The sequence below is a fragment of the Halomonas sp. SIMBA_159 genome (assembly GCF_046536035.1).
GTDB classification, from domain to species: Bacteria; Pseudomonadota; Gammaproteobacteria; order Pseudomonadales; family Halomonadaceae; genus Vreelandella; species Vreelandella venusta_A.
Map to the genome: position 1 here is coordinate 1 of NZ_JAWJBT010000193.1, position 353 is coordinate 353.

Below are 353 nucleotides of genomic sequence, written 5' to 3' on the forward strand. Positions count from 1 at the left end.
GAAGAACTCAAGACAGAGGAGTGGAAGTCAGTTGGAATTTCAATTTACCCCCATGACCATGGATTATCTGAAGGAGATCGATTCGTGGAATTACGAAGGCTTTGTGGAACAAGTCCTGATGACGCCTTATTTCAAATCAATGGAGGAAACCGGCCAGTTAATCGGTCCCGGCGGTTGCGATGGGTTTGTGGCCTTGGCGGATGGACAGCCAGCCGGATTGTTTGAATTCGTCGTGGCAGATGATGCGCTCGAAATCGGTTTAGCTTTAAAGCCGGAGCTGATCGGCCGCGGTTTTGGAGCCGATTACGTAAGACAAGGAATCGACTTCGGGCGCCGCCATTATCAAACGGAGC

At 50.7% G+C, this 353-nt stretch carries 1 protein-coding gene; it reads left to right on the top strand.

Features of this window, described 5'->3' with window-relative positions:
• Positions 1-31 precede the first annotated feature (31 nt).
• Positions 32-353 (top strand): GNAT family N-acetyltransferase (locus R0J87_RS18950; protein WP_498888162.1); only part of this gene is annotated, 322 nt, incomplete at its 3' end.